Raw genomic sequence first — 17,790 nt, 5'->3', positions numbered from 1 at the left:
TTCTTGACGCCGTCCCTAAGAATAAGCCTCCAGGTGCAAGCCGGTTTGACCATTTATTACTCATTTATCAAATAGGAAAACATCATGGGTTTACTCGATACTTTGGCGGGTCAATTTTTGGGTAGCAATAATGCAGAAGGCAGTATGGGCGCTTTGGCTGGCTTACTCGAACAACAGGGTGGCGTATCAGGTTTGCTCGAAAAATTTCAACAAGGTGGCCTAGGTGAAGTGGCTCAGTCTTGGGTTTCCTCAGGGGAAAACTTACCTATTTCTGCAGAACAAATCGAATCCGTGCTCGGCAGCGAGCTCGTCGCATCGGTCGCAGAAAAATTTGGCGTTGATCCACAGGCTGCGGCGGGTCAAATCTCAACGCTATTACCCCAATTGATTGACGGCTTAACCCCCAACGGCGAAGTTGAAGCAGGCCAGCAAGACCTCGTAGGCGCAGCAATGGGCTTACTAAAAGGGAAACTTTTTAGCTAAGGTATATGCATGTAGCCCATTAATTAGAAGGATTACATAGCAATACTCAAACAAAGAAACGACCTTACGAGGTCGTTTTTTTACTTCATAAGCCTCTTTCCTTACTTATCATCCTCAGCGCTGAACACCTTTCGCCACAAAAATTGCACCAAGCTAGCCAGCATCCCTACATCTATAGATCTACTTACAAAAAAACAATCAAAAACAAACTAGGCATTTACTCTGACAATACACTAAATTACAAGAACGAATAATCATCGTCCCAAATGGCTATGCTGAATTCAAACAGCCCATTAATCATCCCCGCTTGGCTTGATCCTATTCCCGTAGGTCTTTTTATTACTGACGCAACGGGTGCTTGTTGTGATAGTAATCGGGCTTGGCAACTGCTATTTGGGCTCAGCCATGCAGAAAGCCTCGGCGACGGCTGGTCGCGTCATATTCACCCTGACGACCAATCTACAGTATCCGCAGAATGGCAAAAAGCGGTAAAAAACCAAACCGCATTTGAAATGACGTTTCGGATTTTATTGCCCGATGGTGAAATTCGATACGTTTTATCGCAAGGCACGCCGCAATTTGATTCGCACGGTGAATTATCGCATTACATTGGCAATGTCGAAGACATCACCACGCTCAATAAATTAAGCCAACAAGTTAGCGAACGCGAACAGCGCTTCTCTCATTTACTACGCCATATTCCGGGTATGGCTTATCGCTGCAAAAACGATGCTGACTGGACTTTAGAATATTGCACCGCAGGCAGTTTAGATCTCACCGGCTACTCCGCCGAAGACTTCATTGAAAAACGGATAATCACGTTCGGCAAACTAATTCACCCTGACGATGTGGAATGGCTCTGGGATAAATGCCAATACAATATTAGCCACCAATTACACTGCAGTAATGAGTATCGAATTATCACAGCAAATGGCAGTGAAAAATGGGTATGGGATCAAGCCGACGGAATTTACGATCAAAACGGGCAACTGCTATTTATTGAAGGCTTTATCAGCGATATCACCGAACGTCGGCTCCGTGAACAAAGCTATCGTCAGTTATTTGATAACGCAGGGATTTCGATCTGGAATCAAGATCAATCAAAATTAGTGCAGCATTTACAAGAACTACACGAAAGCGAAATCAGCGATTTTCCAGCTTATCTAAGGCATAACCCAGCTGTAGCGTATCAAATGATGGACTTAATCAAAGTCATCGACGTCAATCAGGCCACTTTACAATTATTTGGCAGCGATAATAAAGCCGATTTTCTACGTAGCTTTACGCGTCTATTTGGCGAAGGTACCGATCAAGTCGTACGAGAACAACTCTGTGCATTTTGGCGCGGAGATCTCACCTTCACCAGCGAGGTCAATTTAGTCAGTCTGCAAGGGGAAAAGATACAAGCCGTGCTTTCTTTTCCTATTCCACAGAGTTTGGATGAGGCACGCCACGTGCCGGTCAGCATTAACGATATTACCCAACTCAAAGCCAGCGAACATAAACTGCTGGCTAGCCGAGCTCAATTTTCCGGAATGATCGATGCGGCGATGGACGCCATCATTACCACGGATGCGGATTTTAATATTATTTTATTTAACCGTGCAGCCGAACAAATGTTTGGATTTGCCGCACATCAAATTCTTGGCGCACCGATTGAAACACTCATCCCGATGAAGGTTGCAGCCAATCATCGACAACACATGCATCATTTTGCGGCTCAAGGAAATCAAACCCGAAAAATGGGCGGGAAAGCCGCGCGTCAAGTCGCTGCGCAGCACGCAAACGGCACAACCTTTCCAGTCGAAATCGCGATTTCCTATTCCGACAACTATGGCGTGCCAATCTATACCGCAATGGTGCGTGACATTACCGAGCGTATTGCCTACGAAGATAATCTACTTCAATTAGCCGAATCTTTAGAACTACGGGTGCAGCGCCGCACCCAAGAGCTTGTCATTGCCAAGCAGCAAGCCGAGCAAGCCAGCCAGGCCAAAAGTTCATTTTTGGCCAATATGAGCCATGAAATTCGTACCCCGCTCAATAGTATTTTGGGGATGACCCACCTCGCCTTGCGCACCAATTTAAGCGAAACGCAGCGCGACTATATTCAAAAAATCGAACAATCTGGCAGCCATCTGCTAGGTATCATCAGCGACATTCTCGATTATTCTAAAATTGAAGCAGGCAAACTTACGCTTGATGCACATGTATTTAGCCTTGCAGAACTCGTCAATGGCTTAGTCGCACTATTTGCAACGCAAATCGAAAATAAGGGATTAAAACTTCACCTTCACATCAGCGAGGCAATTCCAACGCGATGTATTGGTGATGAGTTAAGACTAAGGCAGGTTTTGCTTAATTTATTAAGTAATGCGATTAAATTTACGGCCAAAGGCGATATTCATTTGTCCGTTCAGACCGAAGAAGATGAACGAATCCATTTTTCAGTAAAAGACAGCGGCATCGGAATCAGCGCAGCAGAACAAGGCAAACTATTTCAATCCTTTCAACAAGCAGACAATTCCACTACCCGTAAATACGGCGGTACAGGCTTGGGGCTAGCTATCAGCCAACAAATCGTGCATTTAATGGGAGGGAATATTCAATTAATCAGTGCACTCCACGAAGGTAGCGAATTTAAATTCAGCATCAAGCTGCCTGCAGCCCAACCCACCGCGCTCCCCCCAACAGCCTCGCCAGACCCAGAATGCCTCGCCATGCTGAAAGGAAAACACATTTTACTTGCAGATGATCATCCATTTAACCAACTAATTGGCACCGAGTTATTGCAAGAGATTGGAATCACGGTAGAGATTGCCAACGATGGTCTTGAGGCCATCCAACTTGCAGAAAGCAAACCATTTGATGCCATCTTGATGGACGTACAAATGCCCAACATGGACGGGCTCACCGCCTGTCGCAAGCTCAAGGCAAATCCAGATTGGCAAGCAGTGCCTATTATTGCGATGACCGCGAATGTATCCAGTGAAGACAAACAACAATGTGCTGAAGCAGGCATGGACGACTTCATCGGTAAACCGATCAATGTCGCCAGCCTCTACCGTGTTTTACTCGCCCGCCTCCAACACGAACCCAGGCCAGCAATTGAAGTCAATGCGCCCAAACCAAATGAAATCGTGGATCAAAGCGTCATCCAAACCATGCTGGGCGACAAACCAGAACGGCAGCGCAATTACATTGCTAAATTTATTAGTGCTTATGAAAAAAGCCGACTCCATATCGAGCAAGCACTGCAATCGGCAAATTATGAAAGGATTGCGCTTGAATGTCACAAATTGAAATCGACCGCCAAAACGGTCGGTGCGATGGCCTTGGGGCAACAGCTCTCAGCGCTTGATCAACAAGGTATACCACCAGAACAATTGATAAATATGATTAAAGAGGCCGATACCCTATTTATTCAAACGTGCCAACGCTTTAATCAACTCAATTTCATCGCCCCCCTCGCCAGCAGCGTTGCAGAACAACAATCAACCCCTCTTGCCAAGCAGCTTGATGTGGTCTTGCTTGATGATGATGAATTGCTGCTCGAAGTCATACAGCAGCAACTCACCAATATCGGGGTAAGTAACTTAGCGTGCTTTATGCAAGCGCGTGATGCACTCGCTTATCTCGCTCAACAGCCCAGCCAACCTGACTGGATTTTGTGTGACCTGCAAATGCCCGACATGGACGGCGTCGAATTTCTACGCGAATTGGGTAAGCTGCAATACAACGGCGCGATTGCGATTTTGTCGGGGATGGATGAACAAGTCCTCAAAGCCACCGAACGGCTCGCCAGTTCGTTTGGACTAAAATTAGGTGGCTCTTTAAGCAAACCAGTCCAAGCCAATGCACTCGCTCAGTTACTAACCCAACCCACCAGCGCGCTCTTCGTGCCCAAAATAGACCACCACCAGCATGAACTTGCGCTCAATGAAGCAGAATTACGCTGGGGACTAGCCAATAACGCAGTTGAACTGTATTTCCAACCCAAGGTGAGCACGCAAGAACGGCGTGTGATGGGTGCAGAAAGTTTGGCGCGCTGGCATCACCCGACCAGAGGCTTATTAGGCCCAAACTCATTTGTACCAGCAATTGAAGCGCTAGGCTTGATTGATGAATTCACGTTCTGCGTGCTACGCCAATCTGTTCAGCAACTCAAAGCGTGGCAACACCAGGGGCTCTCTCTCAAATTATCGGTCAATGTTTCGATGGATAATTTAAATCGACTTGAGTTACCCGAACTGTTTGAAAAAATACTGCAAGAACACGACGTCTCTCCAAGCGCCATCACGCTAGAAATTACGGAAACCCAGCTATCTCACGATTATGTCTTGAGTTTAGATATTTTAACGCGCCTACGAATTAAAGGCTTTGGGCTATCAATCGATGACTTCGGTACCGGTTTCTCTACACTAGAACATCTAATGCAAACGCCGTTTACTGAGCTAAAAATCGATCGCGCTTTTGTGCATGGCGCTAGTCACAACAGCTCAGCACAGCGAATTTTAGAGCACAGCGCCAATCTGGGGCGGCAATTTTCACTCAACCTAGTTGCCGAAGGCGTTGAAACTCAAGCCGATTGGGATTTAATCGTGGCGATTGGTTGCCACGAAGTTCAAGGCTTTTTAATCGCCCGCCCCATGCCCGCAGCTGAATTGCTTGATTGGAAACATGCTTGGGAAAGCAATGCCAATGAGTTTCAGCCATCGCGAAAAAATAAATTGATTCAAAAGGACTTAGAAAATGAATGATGTTGTGAAACCGCTGGTATTAGTCGTTGATGATGATGAATTTATGCTGGATTTTATTTGTGAAGCACTGAGCGAGACATGCCAAGTCATCACCGCAGAATCTGGCCGTATTGCTCTAGAGATATTAAAACACAAAGCACCTAGCCTTATACTTGCCGACATTAAAATGCCAGAGATGGATGGTTATGAATTATGCCAACAAATTAAAGATGATTTTTCTATCGGCGACACTCCGGTACTCTTTCTGTCCGCGCTTGATGGGATTGAAGATCGCTTACGCGGCTTTGAAGTCGGCGGAGAAGATTTTGTGCTCAAACCCGTCAACCCCAAAGTGCTTGAAGTCAAAGTCGCTCATGTACTCAAGCTGATAGAGGAACGCGCGCAGCTTAAATCACAAGCCCAATACGCCACCAATACCGCGATGCTGGCGATGACTAGCATGAGTGAAACTGGGCTGATGCTGGAAGGGATTAAATTTTTTAATCAAAGTAAAACACCGCTTGAACTGGCCAATGCAACACTCAAAGCCTTAGCGATGTTTGACGTAGATGGCGTGGTAGAGCTTTTATTGCCGGCAGGGCAAACACTAGCGCTCAATCTTCGGGGCCCCGCTACCGAGCTCGAAGTATCCGTCCTACAACATATGGCGACCATGGATCGGATTACCCAATTCAAAACCCGAATGTCAATTACGTATCCGCACGTGCGCTGCTTAATTAGCAATATGCCCATCAATGATCCAGATCGCTGTGGTCGATTACGTGATCATTTGGCGATGCTGATTGAAGCAACTGAAATTCGGCTTGAGGCGATCAATACCTCCAGCCAATCCTCTCAGCGTGGAAATGCCATCGACAGCACGATCAAAAAACTCACCACCACCTTGGCCAATATTGACGAAATGCAACGCTCTGGCCGCGCCTCTGCATCCATTATTCTAAGCAATGTGATGATGAAAGTAGAGTTAGCACTGGTCGGTTTAGAATTAACCGAACGACAAGAAAACGCCTTAATGACGATTATCCAAGACGGCCTTGAAGACGTCTCTAGCTCTTTGCTTGCGGAGGCTCACTTTCAAGATCAACTCAGTAACGCAATTAAAGAACTCCAAAATACCATCGAGCCCAGCTAAAGTTTGTAGAGCTGGTTTTAACCGCGCTGATACGTTGTTTGCCGCGAGTCGGCGCGAGTCTCGAAAATCCACTAGCGTTGGCATAGGCTAACGCTATTTCTAGTGACGCTAGGCTAACTCAATTAGCACTCACGAATATAGCGACCAAAACAGTTGCCGATTGTCATCAAAATCACTTCCGACTCAATTCATGGGTTTTCAAGCTAGCCTCGATGATGTAAGGTTAGCTCCAATTCTGTACTTAAACAGAACACACTACACAAAAATAAGCCAAGACAATCAGCGCGCTGAATTTGACACTGAGGCGCAATTGGCACGCAGAGCGCGGCGGATGGAGAAGACCCTCATGCAACACCCATTACTTTCAATCGTGATCCCTTGTTACAACGAAGAAGCAGTTATCGGGGAGACACTCAAACGCCTGGCTCAATTTCGTGCAGGTATCAGCGATCTGCGTCTTGAGTTCGTATTCGTTGATGATGGCAGTAAAGACCAAACTCGAGCCTTACTCAAAGCCGCCGCGTTAAACAACCCAGAAATCCGCATTATTGGCTTTGCGCGCAATTTTGGTCATCAAATCGCCGTCTCTGCCGGTGTCGACGCTGCGCGTGGCGACGCGGTCGTCTTAATTGATGCTGATTTGCAAGATCCACCCGAAGTCGTACATCAAATGATCGCCAAATGGCGTGAAGGCTATGATGTCGTTTACGGAGTACGCACAGAACGCCCTGGTGAATCGGCATTTAAACTGGCCACCGCGCGTGGTTTTTATCGACTATTAAATAAGCTCTCTGATGTACCGATTCCGCTCGATACTGGCGATTTCCGGCTGATGAGTCGCCCTGTTGTCGATGTACTTCGCGCGATGCCAGAAAAAGATCGCTTTGTACGCGGTATGGTCAGCTGGATAGGCTTTAAGCAAACGGCACTACCGTATCGCCGCGCCGAACGATTTGCTGGTGAAACCAAATATCCTTTGCGCAAAATGCTGAAGTTTGCGACGGATGGCATTATGTCGTTTTCGAGCAAGCCGCTACAGATGGCGATTGGTTTAGGCGTAACTGCGGCAGCGATGGCTTTGCTCGGCATCATTTACGCGATTGGCATGCGACTTTTTACCAATACTTGGGTTGAAGGTTGGACCGCGCTGATGATTGCAGTACTGTTTATCGGTGGCGTGCAATTACTTTGTGTCGGTATTTTGGGCGAATACATCGGTCGCATTTACAGCGAAATCAAACGCCGGCCACTGTATATCGTGCAAGAATACATTGGTTATCAAGGCGATGAAATGCCTGCGCATAGCCGCAGCCCTGTCGTTGACCGCAAATAAGCCCGCAAGTGCAAACATACTATGAATAAAAAATACCTACGTTTAGGCCTAGGCGTGTTGTTAGCGGGGTTGTTTGGCTGGCTCATTTTGCGCGGTATCGACTGGCGCGAATTACACGCGACCTTAGCGGCGGCACAAGGACAGTTTATTTTTGCGGCCATCGTGGCATTTGTTGTCGGCTACAGCTGCCGTATTTTGCGCTGGCACGCGATGCTCCAACATGACGCCCCCAACTTGCGCGCAAGCCAAGTAGCGGGGCCATTCCTCGCTAGCTTTGCAGCCAATAATGTACTTCCATTTCGCGCAGGCGACGTGATGCGCGCCTTTGCCTTCAATAAAACCTTGCAAACCACCTCAGGCACTGTACTGGCCACCCTTTTTGTCGAACGATTGCTCGATTTATTGATGGTGATTGTCATGCTCGGTGGTGCTTTATTAGTATTTCAAATCAATGCGATTGCTGGAGTTGGCGCAAGTTTATTGCTAGCAGGCGCGGTATTGATTTTATTCGTGCTGGTATTTCCTCGCTCTTTTAGCCCACTAATTAGCTTTGCCGCTAATCTGATTAAACGAATCTCACCGACAATTGGCGAGAAAATCCAGCAAGAAGCCAACAAAGCAATCAGCACTTTAGCCACTTTGGCGCAGGGCAGTATGATGCTCAAGTTACTGGCATTTTCGCTTTGTGCTTGGCTCGCAGAAGGCTTGGTGTTTTATTTTGCGGCACTCTCATTACCTGCGCTGAGCGCACCGCAAGCGGGCTGGCTCGCATTACCAACTGGCACACTGGCCACCTTGATTCCATCAACACCGGGATACGTTGGCACCTTTGATTTCTTTACCGTTCATGCGATGAAATTATTGGGCAATAGCCAAGTCGCAGCGACAGCGTATGCATTCTTAGTTCATGCGCTATTATGGTTCCCGCCCACGCTGATTGGCGGCCTTTATATTGCCAAGCATTCAATCAAAACACCTAAAACGGAAACTTTGTCATGAGCATTTCTAATGCCAAACGTGTCACCATTATTGGTGGCGGCTTTACTGGTTTATCAGCAGCGTATGAACTTGCCAAAAAAGGCATTGCAGTCACCGTATTGGAGGCCGAAGCGGAACTCGGCGGTCTTGCTGCGGCATTTGATGTGGATGGTGAAAAACTCGATCGTTTTTACCACCACTGGTTTACTAATGATCGCAGCGTGATGGATTTGATCGACGAACTTGGGCTGCAAGATCATGTTTCAATCAATCCAACCAATACGGGCGTGTATTACGCCAATAATTTCTTCAAGCTCTCTACACCACTCGACCTACTTAAATTCACACCATTGCCAATGCTCGACCGGATTCGCCTTGGCCTATTAGCGTTACGTGCGCGCAAGGTTGAGAATTGGATGGAGTTGGAAAATAAAACCGCGACTGAATGGCTCACTGAAATGGGTGGCGAGAAAGTCTACAAAATCGTTTGGGAGCCACTGCTGAAGGGCAAATTCGGCCCTGTTGCCGATCAAATCTCTGCAGTGTGGTTTTGGAATAAACTCAAACTACGCGGCGGATCACGCGGCAAAGGCGGCGAAGAACGCCTTGCTTATTACAAAGGCGGCTTTGTGGCTCTGGCTGAATCACTCGCAGATAAAATCCGTGAACTCGGCGGTCAAATTTTGCTCAATAGCCCGGTTGAGTCTTTTGAACGTATCGACGGCGAATGGCAAATCAAAACTCCGAACAGCACCATCACTAGTGATCATGTGATTGCGACAGTGGCTTTACCGCTGATTGCCAAGATGGTTTCCAACTGGGCGAGCCAAGAATATCAAGCACAACTGAATCGCATCAACTACCTCAGTAACGTCTGCTTGGTGCTTGAACTAAAAGAGAGTCTATCGAAAACCTATTGGCTCAACGTAAATGACCCATCATTTCCATTTGTCGCCGTCATTGAGCACACCAATTTTGAAAGCGTTAAATCATACGGTGGCCGCCATATCGTGTATTTATCAAAATACCTGCCGCACACCGAAGCGATGTACAGCATGACGCCGGATGAAGTACTCGATTACGCGATGCCTCATTTGCAAAAAATGTTCCCCGCCTTCAGCCGCGACTGGATCATTCGCCATAATGTATGGAAAGCACGCTGGTCACAACCTGTGGTCGAAAAGAACTACAGTCAATTGATCCCATCTGAGCAAGGCCCGGCAGAAGGATTCCATCTTTGCTCAATGGCGCAAATCTACCCCGAGGATCGTGGCACCAACTATGCGATTCGTGAAGGGCGCAAATTGGGTAAAAAACTAGCAGAACAGCTGAGCCGCTAAATATTCCAACAGAAAAAAGCCGACTTAAGTCGGCTTTTTTTTTATGCTCATCAATTTATCAAGAATCGGTTCCTATCTGATCAATTACATCAACTGTCAGGCTTATTTTTACTCAACCCGATAAATCATAGTGCCATCTTTTTGATGACTAAACACCAAAGGGAATGTTTGAGCAATCAAAGCTTCGTTCAACACATATTCCTTGTTACCACGATTATTATTATCAACCACGATGTATTTAATGTTTTCACCGCGTGCGATCATTCTTAATTCATCGGGACTGCTGGTTGAATACATGCGTTTCCACCAGCGGCTTCGCGTGTCGGTATCGTAACCTGCCGACCAAGCATAATACGGCCAGCCGTAATAGATCGGCCGCCCCGCAAATTGCGCCGCATGTAATACCGACCAATCAGTGAGGAACACATCTTTTGGCGCTGTATTGGTTTTAATCCAACTGGCAACCGGATCATCCATTTGAATCAAGACATTACCCTTGTTCATATTGTACAAGGTAAGCAAGTCAACCAAACCAGTCACCGTCATCAAGCCAGTAAAGATCACAGCCAAGGCACGCTGCGCGCCTGCCCCTGTTTTCCATAGGTACACAATTAGTGCGGCAATCAGGATATTGGCCAGCATGACAGAAACCATAATGAATTTATGGTTGGCGTTAATATCGGTCGTTAATGAAACCAGTACCGCAAACACCAGTGGCGTAATAAAGGCTAAAGCCAAGCCTTTAGACATACCCATTCGACGTATTGGCCCAAACATAGCAACAATAAATAGCGGTACGAATATACCCAGTAATTCAAGTAAGAACGCCGTTAAACCAGCCAGCGTTTTATGTTCGGCCAAAAAGCCAAAATACAGCATGGGTTTGACTGCCGATGCGCCTGCGCCAATAAACCAGCGCGACTCCAGCATCGACATCGCCACCGCCAACACTGCAATCACAAGAAACTCTAAGCGATTGCGACAGAACAAAGCCATGACCGCCAATACAATCAGCGCAGTAATCACCACCGCGCCATTCCAAAAACCAATTGCGCCCAGCAAAAAGCCAAGTGTCAGCGCGCGTCGCCAATCGGCAACGAGCCAACTGTCTTTTTCTAGCCACGCGCTTGCTGTACTACGGATTGATGAGCCAGAACTTGCAATCATTTTTTGCAGCAAGGGCAACAGCGCCAACAAAATCAGCAGCATGATCCCAATCGAAAATGCAAAATGCCGCTGATTGGCATAGACGTTTTGCGCCCATAATCCCCAGCTTTCATTTTGCGTTTTGCCGATATGCAGCGAAACATTCACGATTGCTGACCATAAACTGCCATCCAGATGGTCTTTAGCAAAGGTAAAAAAAGCAAATGAGGAACGGAAAATAAAGAAAATACCGGTCAAAACACCAACGGCACGAGAGCCTGTCAGCGTCACCGCCAACACATACAACAGCATAAACACGCTGACTAGTGACAAGATACTCGGCACATTAAAAGCCCAGTCCAGCGGCAAACCCAAGCGCTCTAATGTTGCCACCAAAAATTGAAATAAAAAGTGGTAGCGGATATTGCCTTCAGGAAAATGCGGGTATTGTGGCGGGAAATTTTCACCCATTGAGAATGAACGAATCACGGCCAAGTGTGGGCCAAAATCAGACCACACCGTATTGCCAATATAAAGCTGGCCGTTGTGAATAATCAGCGTATACCAAGCGATAAAGCTAGCAATCAACAAGGCAAACAGGACATACGCCCCTTCAATACCGATCAACTGCCGCCACCATCCTGCTTGCGGTTTTAGCTCGGTCAATGAATATCGATAAGAGCCCCAGCTCACACAGGCAAGCAAGGCGATGACCAATGTAATCACCGCACCTGTGAGCATATTGCCCGCCATATTGGCGCCGATAAAAGTCAACCAATTCAATACTAATGCACCGAGCAACCACGCAGCTGGCCAACGGATCATCCACAGCGGTACATTTACCGCTGTACCCGCCAAACTCGTCCGCTGCGGAATATCCAGCACCCACGGCAATAAATACTTCAATAACTGGAAACCCAAAACAAAAGTGACAATTAAATACAGTACAGCCAACATGGCGAGATCCAAATATTAGGTTGATTCAGTGTGTAACGATTCAACTTGCGTGCTGATTAGATAGCGAGGGCGGCCTTTCACTTCATCATAAATCCGCGCCAAATAGGTGCCGATAATGCCCAAACTAAGCATCAGCGAACTGCCAATAATCAACTGCAGCAAAATCACCGTGGTGAAACCATCAAAGGCGTGACCAGACAATTTCATATACAAAGTTTGCAGCGCCAACACCAGCGACCCCAAAAAAAATAAGCCGCCCAGTAGTGTCACTAACTGCAAAGGCAATGAAGAAAACGCGCTAATTGCCGAAATGAACAAACGGCCTAATTTGACTGGCGACCATTTGCTAGCGCCTTCGGTGCGTTGCGCCACGACAAATGGCATCGCATAACGCTTAAAGCCGACCCAAGCCGACATGCCACGGAAAAACGTATCGCGCTCTTTCATGGTGCGCCAAGCATCCACCGCCTTGCGATCCATCAGTTTAAAATCGGATGCACCACGCAGATTAAAGCCGGATAATTTTTGAAAAGTGCGATAAAACACTTTTGCGCCAAACTTATACACGCCAGATTCTTGGCCACGATCCGATTTAACGCCCTCCACGACATCCCAACCCTCGCGCCAGAGTTGAATCATTTGTGGAATTAACTCCGGCGGATGCTGTAAATCACAATCCATCACAATACAGGCATCGCCATCGGCATTTTCAAGGCCAGCGCATAGCGCGGCTTCTTTGCCAAAATTTCGCGATAATTTAATTGATTTAATGCCGGGCAATTGCTCGGCCAAACGTGTTAGTGCTAGCCATGTGTCATCACGCGAACCGTCATCAACCAGCACAATTTGGTAGCGAATATCATGCTCCAACAGAATCTTTTGCACCGTACGCATACTAGCTTCAATATGCGGGCCTTCGTTGTAAACTGGGATGACCAGTGAAATGAGTTGCGGCATCATCGATAGATTACCTTTTTGTACAATACAAAATTCCAGCCCACCACCATCAGCATGACGATTACTTTGGCAATCAAGGCGGGCACTAGCAGTTGATTCACCAACAAATAAATCACCGCATTGCTCGCTAGCAAATTAAACCCAACTAACACCGCAGACAGCAGTATTTGCCGTTGAACATTGCCCTGCGACTTAAATGCCCAGAGTCGCATTAAGACAAAATTAACAAAAAATATCGTCAGATATGCCACCGTATTGGCCAGCAGCAATGGCGTCGAGAAATGAAATAACAACCAAAACAGGCCGTACTCCATTCCAAACGACGTACCACCGACCAATAGATAACGCAGGAATTGCGCGCTCAACTTATTTGACATAGGTATCTGGCCAAAACCATTGCTAAACTAGCGTTTTGTCCATATACCCACACGGAAATCACCTGCAGCATAAAACTCATGCCAAGCATATTCGTGCTGTATTGCTTGCTGAATCTTGGCCCAGCCAGCACGGTTTTCCGCATCTTTACCGCTCCAAACGATGTATTTCACATCCTGAGCCAGCAGCCAATCGGCCATATCGGGCATATCACCGGTGTAGAATTTCTTGATTTGATCTTTCAAGATAAACATTTGGCCGACATTACTATGCCAAGTGAGCAAGTGATTTGACCAACCCAATAGCACTGGCTTTTGCGCAAACAAAGCGTAGATACCCGTATCGTTTAGAGCATCGCCGTATTGGTTTTCCAGTACGATGCCCATCGGCGCTTTAGCCAAATAGCGGAACATGTCGCGTACCGTTGCATCGCGGGTATACGTGCCCGACGCATACAAATTGCCAAACTCCGATTTCTCGGTTGTAAAGTAATAGCGAGCAACATCATAGAGATAGATGTTAATCGCCATTAAGCTCAAAACCGTGACTACACGAACCACCTTACTTTTCGCCGCCAACAACAAGGCCCCAAGCGAAACCAACGCACCGGTGTAAATAAAGCCCCACCATTTCATCGTTGAATTGGTACGGTCTTGGAAGCCGCCTGTTGGATCATCCACATAAACGATTTCTGAAAACGCCAACATAAATGCAAATGCCAGCGCAAACATTACCGTGATTTTACGGCTGCCTTTTTGAAATACGCCCAGCAGAGCAAACAACATAATCGGCCAATGCAAAGCGATAAATTGCATCAATGGTGTGTGGTCTTGCAAACCAACCAATTTAATCGGCGTCGATAAAGAGCGCGCGGTAAAGGCGGTTAAGAATGGATAAATTAAAACAAAACCGCCAATCCCACCAATGAGCAAAGCGCGCCAATTTGGCGGACGCTTTTGCTGATAACGCCAGCCAATCCAGAACAGCAGTAACATGCCCAGCAAGGGGAAAGTCCAGGTATTGGTTGCGACCATGGCAGGAATCGTGAGCGCGAGTAAAGCTTGGTAAATCGCACTTTGCTGATCGGACAAGTCGGCGACTTCAATTTCGGAGGAAGCTTCACTGTGGCGTGTTTTAAACTCCAATGCGCCAATTAAGGCAATCGCCAACAGCAATAGCGCAAAGCCGCCCAACGGTGGGTGGTAATCACCTAAGAAGAATTGATAACCGTAATTCTCTGCCGGAAGATCACGTGCAGTCCATGTCCCATCCGTTTTTTTCGGGAATAAACTATGACCAAACTCGGTATTGAGCATCTGGTCAAAGCCACCGACAAAACGCACGCCAGCCCACATATGCTTATTGGTTTCTACCGAAAGCTCATAGCCCTGTGCATTCTCCGGTCCTTGATAACTTAAATGCACAAACGGTGTTGCACCATTACCACCAATCGCCAACGTAGCAACCAGCAACAGCTTAGCCCAATGATTACGTATAAAGCGCGAGGCAAAGTCCCACGCCAAGGTGAGCGGTTGCGCCATCAAAATCGCAAAGGCGATGTTGTAAACCACACCCGGTGCCAGACCAAAAATCCGCCCCATTAAGGCCGCCGCATAATGCTGGAAGGCATAGTAAAAATCAAAACGATTCGGTGGATACCAGTAGTGCAAGCCTGGCAGCGTCTCACCCGGCATATAGCTCACAATAAATAGCAAATCCATCACGCGTTCTGAGCTTGGATACACGCTAGGGAAAGACACTCGCCACGCAAAACCATACGCAAAGGCGATTAAGAACACTAACTCTGCACGTAAAAAGCCCGATTCTTTTAAACGAACACGGTCAGAGTACAAAATGTAGGCTGCCAGCGCAGTCGTGAACGGCCAAGCCCAATTTAATTGACCAAAGCCAACAAAGTGCTCGATAAAAAACATCGTTAAACAAACGACCAAAATCCCCGCGGCACGCGCTAAAGCGAACGAAGGCACCCAGCGCGATGCCAACGCGCTCAAGCCAGCCAAATTAATTAAAATTAAGCTAATCGTGATGGTGAAATAAATTAAATTCATGATTATTGACCTTCCATTTTGCGAGCTGCGCGCGGTGGGCGACGCTCCCAGATACCGAGTTTCATCGAGCCAGACTCTTCAAATGCGCGGAAATAATAGTCGACCGCAATTTGCTGATCGATTTGCGCGCGCAAGTGCGAGCCTTTAGCTTCGTCCCAGCGAGTCCACAAAATATATTGAATATCGTTTTTTTCTAACCAAGCCCGAGGGTTTTCCAAAGTGCCGGCATAAAAACGATTCACCTCATCATGGCGTGCGCCGATATGCGTTGCACCACCACGCCACAAACCTTCATGCGAAGGCCAGCCCAAGAACATCGGCTTGCCAGCAAACAATGAAAACGCGCTGGTATTGTTATACGCACCGCCTTGCATGCCCTCGAGCACTACGCCATCGGAAGCATTTTTTAAGTAGCTCAGCATATTGGCGTGGGTGGCATCTTGATTCAGCCAGCCAGTACCCGCCAATTTGCCAGTGTCTACGCGTGATGAAAATAGCCAGTAATTGGCGATGTGATACACATTACTCAGCACCGCAAACGCAATCAGCAGCACCACCGCCTTACTAAAGCGATTTCCTAGGCCGTACAACATACTGCCAAGGCCAATCAGCGCGGTAGGCCAAATCCAAGACCACCATTTAATCGTGGTATTAAAACGGGCAAACTTGCCGCCCATCGCATCCTGAAACAGCAAAAACTCTGAAAATCCTAGCAATACCAGCAGCACCAGCGCCAGATACCACGCCCATCGCTCTTTAAATCCAAGCCAAAATGCGCCCAGCAATAACAGCAATACTGGCCAATGCAAAGCGAGGAATACGTTGAATTGCGTGTGCTCGTGCGGCGCCACACTGCGAATTGGTGTGCTGACGGCTCCCGGCGCAAAATGTGATAAAAACGGGAAGCACAGCATTAAGGCAATCGCCACACCGCCAAAGAAAGCCTTGAAATTTACCCCACCGTTTAAATGCTGATACACCAACCACGCCATCACCAGCAAAGCCTGTGGCGGCAGTGCCCAAGCATTGGTCACCAGAGTCACCACGGGACTAGCGCCAATCAGCGCAGCCAACAACGGTGCAGACCATGTTGGCGACGCCATAGCAAGAGTGGGTGCCGTCACAGTTGCATCGGGATTTTCGGCTGAAGTCTCGCTCGCTTGCTCCGCTTCTGTTGCCAATTCGTCAGACCGTTTGCGATTCGCCGCCATTAAACCGAGCGCATACAACATTAAGGCAAAGCCACCCAAAGGCGGATGGTAATCCCCAAGATAGGCATAAAAAGAAATCGTTTCGAGCGGTATATCCATTGTTTCCACGCCCGGCACACGCGGAAATAAAGCTTGACCTAGCGCAGTATTAACCTTCTCGTCGCTCATCCCCGAAAAGCGAGTCGCTTCCCAGAAACGCCCCATCGCCGCCCCAGCGCGTGCTTCACCGCTCACCGCTGGCGCATCAATCAAAAACGGTATCAACGGCGTCAAACCATTGCCGCCCGCCAACAGCGCCGCAACCAAAACACCGCGCACCCAGCGTGCGGCGATAAAACGACTTGCCACAAACCAAGCCAAACTACCAATCATCCCGACCAATAGGCACCAAGCGATATTCATCGTAAAGCCCGGTTCTAGCGAGAAAATACGGCCAATTAAAGCCGCTACATAATGCTGATAGGCATAATAGAAATCGAATAGATAAGGGCCAGCAAACCAGCGGTCCTGCGGCGGTAATGTCGCGCCGGGCAAGTAATTGCTAATGAAATACAAATCAGTGAGTTTTTCGGCCAAGCTATCAATATTTGGGAACAAAAAACGCCATGCCAGTGCATACGCAAAGCAGCACAAGAACACCAACTCGGCATTTAAAAAGCCAGAACTACGCAACTGATGTCGTTGCCGATAAATCAACGCTAAGCTGAGCAAACTGGTCAAAGGCCAAACCCACGCCAATTTACCCAAACCCACCATATGCTCCAAAGCAAATAGCGGTAAGGTCAACGCGAGAATCCCAGTGACGCGCGCCAATGCTGGCGGCAAAAAGCGACTGAAAATTAGTGTTAGCCCTGCCAAATTGAGCAAAATTAAGCCCAAGGTCAGAGCCAGATGAATCATCTGCATGAGTGTCCCCCATCCGGTCGGCGATCGATTTAAATAACCGATTCTGTAGTCGTTTTTGGCATTCTACGGAAAACCGCGACAACTGCAAGCAATCCTTACATGCGGTAGAGCTTGCGCTGCAGCGCGCAATGCGGTGAAATCCA

At 47.6% G+C, this 17,790-nt stretch carries 11 protein-coding genes; 6 read left to right on the top strand and 5 right to left on the bottom strand.

What is annotated here, in order from left to right; all coding sequences use genetic code 11:
• The first annotated feature begins 84 nt into the window (after positions 1–84).
• From GM173_RS13355 to GM173_RS13330, 6 genes are all read left to right on the top strand, one after another.
• On the top strand, positions 85–483 hold the full coding sequence (locus GM173_RS13355; RefSeq protein ID WP_203571884.1) for a YidB family protein: 399 nt from the start codon (positions 85–87) through the stop codon (positions 481–483).
• A gap of 272 nt (positions 484–755) precedes the next feature.
• Complete coding sequence (locus GM173_RS13350; protein WP_203571883.1) at positions 756–5,243, top strand: EAL domain-containing protein; 4,488 nt, start codon at positions 756–758, stop codon at positions 5,241–5,243.
• Complete coding sequence (locus tag GM173_RS13345) at positions 5,236–6,375, top strand: response regulator (protein WP_203571882.1); 1,140 nt, start codon at positions 5,236–5,238, stop codon at positions 6,373–6,375. The genes GM173_RS13350 and GM173_RS13345 overlap by 8 nt, the downstream gene beginning before the upstream one ends.
• Positions 6,376–6,721: 346 nt before the next feature.
• Positions 6,722–7,708, top strand: coding sequence for a glycosyltransferase family 2 protein (locus tag GM173_RS13340; RefSeq protein ID WP_239078524.1), 987 nt, complete (start codon positions 6,722–6,724; stop codon positions 7,706–7,708).
• A 21-nt stretch (positions 7,709–7,729) separates the two neighbouring features.
• The gene (locus tag GM173_RS13335; RefSeq protein WP_203571880.1) at positions 7,730–8,707 is read left to right on the top strand and encodes a lysylphosphatidylglycerol synthase transmembrane domain-containing protein; all 978 of its coding nucleotides are present in this window, start codon (positions 7,730–7,732) and stop codon (positions 8,705–8,707) included.
• Positions 8,704–10,026 carry an NAD(P)/FAD-dependent oxidoreductase gene (locus GM173_RS13330; RefSeq protein WP_203571879.1) on the top strand — a complete coding sequence of 441 codons (1,323 nt, stop codon included), beginning with the start codon at positions 8,704–8,706 and terminating at the stop codon, positions 10,024–10,026. Before GM173_RS13335 ends, GM173_RS13330 begins: the two co-directional genes overlap by 4 nt.
• A gap of 108 nt (positions 10,027–10,134) precedes the next feature.
• On the opposite strand, the gene GM173_RS13325 is transcribed toward GM173_RS13330, so the two are convergent.
• From GM173_RS13325 to GM173_RS13305, 5 genes are read right to left on the bottom strand one after another with little or no spacing between them, the layout of a single operon-like run.
• Positions 10,135–12,129: a hypothetical protein gene (locus GM173_RS13325; RefSeq protein ID WP_203571878.1), complete on the bottom strand. Its 1,995-nt coding sequence runs from the start codon at positions 12,127–12,129 to the stop codon at positions 10,135–10,137.
• 15 nt (positions 12,130–12,144) lie between these two features.
• Positions 12,145–13,089, bottom strand: a complete 945-nt coding sequence (locus tag GM173_RS13320) for a glycosyltransferase family 2 protein (RefSeq protein ID WP_203571877.1) — start codon at positions 13,087–13,089, stop codon at positions 12,145–12,147.
• Positions 13,086–13,463: a GtrA family protein gene (locus GM173_RS13315; protein ID WP_203571876.1), complete on the bottom strand. Its 378-nt coding sequence runs from the start codon at positions 13,461–13,463 to the stop codon at positions 13,086–13,088. Before GM173_RS13315 ends, GM173_RS13320 begins: the two co-directional genes overlap by 4 nt.
• 27 nt (positions 13,464–13,490) lie before the next feature.
• The gene (locus tag GM173_RS13310) at positions 13,491–15,530 is read right to left on the bottom strand and encodes a DUF2298 domain-containing protein (RefSeq protein ID WP_203571875.1); all 2,040 of its coding nucleotides are present in this window, start codon (positions 15,528–15,530) and stop codon (positions 13,491–13,493) included.
• A gap of 2 nt (positions 15,531–15,532) precedes the next feature.
• A complete protein-coding gene (locus GM173_RS13305; protein ID WP_203571874.1) occupies positions 15,533–17,647 on the bottom strand; it encodes a DUF2298 domain-containing protein in 2,115 nt (704 codons plus the stop codon).
• Positions 17,648–17,790 lie beyond the last annotated feature (143 nt).

This window comes from Deefgea chitinilytica, assembly GCF_016881405.1.
In the GTDB taxonomy this organism is placed as follows: Bacteria; Pseudomonadota; Gammaproteobacteria; order Burkholderiales; family Chitinibacteraceae; genus Deefgea; species Deefgea chitinilytica.
This window is presented reverse-complemented; position numbering and strand designations above follow the sequence as displayed.